The organism is Mesorhizobium sp. M7A.F.Ca.US.014.04.1.1, from assembly GCF_003998745.1.
In the GTDB taxonomy this organism is placed as follows: Bacteria; Pseudomonadota; Alphaproteobacteria; order Rhizobiales; family Rhizobiaceae; genus Mesorhizobium; species Mesorhizobium ciceri.
Map to the genome: position 1 here is coordinate 1 of NZ_RZRW01001233.1, position 792 is coordinate 792.

Annotated in this window: 1 protein-coding gene; it reads right to left on the reverse strand. The window is 59.5% G+C overall.

Annotation, left to right across the window (positions count from 1 at the left end; genetic code table 11):
• Positions 1-792: glycosyl hydrolase (locus EOA22_RS35765; RefSeq protein WP_245478791.1), on the reverse strand; the 792-nt coding region annotated here is incomplete at both ends.

The window sequence follows — 792 nt, forward strand, 5'->3', positions numbered from 1 at the left end:
CCCGATGGGGCTTGGGTATCGGCAGGGGGCCGCGGGTGAAGTCCCGTACCGTTTTGTAGGCAGGCTTAGGCTCGCCGGTCCGCCATTTGCCATCTGAGAGAGCCACGAGCCTCACCAATCCCATATTGGCTTCGAAGCCGGGGGCCCAGTAGGCCTCATCGAGCAGTTCGTAGATGTGCGCGGCCTCCACCTTATATTTGTCCTTGAGTTCGCTAAGCCGCGTCATCGTCTGCTTGATGCCGTCAGCCTGCTGGCGCTCGCTGCGCTGACTTCCATAAGGATTGTTGAATTCGGTGACCCAGATCGGCTTGCCGTATCTCGAGATTTCACGGAACGCCCATTCCGGGTCATCGCCGTACATGTGCCACACAGAAATATCCCAGGCGATCCCGTCCTGCTTCATCCGCACGAACGCTCCGGTGTGGCCCCAACCGGCGGTGCCCATCGCCTTCCTTATGCTCGGATCGACCTCTGTCATGCCGTCGGACAGGCCCTTCAAGACAGCGCTCACCTTTACCCATCGCGGGCCGTAGTAATCGAGCGGTCCTGTTCCGCCCGCAGGTCCCCATGCACATGGATATTGCGAACCATCGTCGCGTTTCTCACAGGGCTTGATGATGGCATAGTTTTCCATCTCGTTGCCGAGTTCCCAAACACGGATGTCGTTCTTGAACCTGGTAGCAAGGGTGACCGCCAGTTTCCGGGTGCTCGCGTAGAGCTCTTCCGGACTATCCTTGTCCAGATCGGCGACCGCAGGCGTGATGACGGGCAGGATCTCGATCCCTCTCGCCT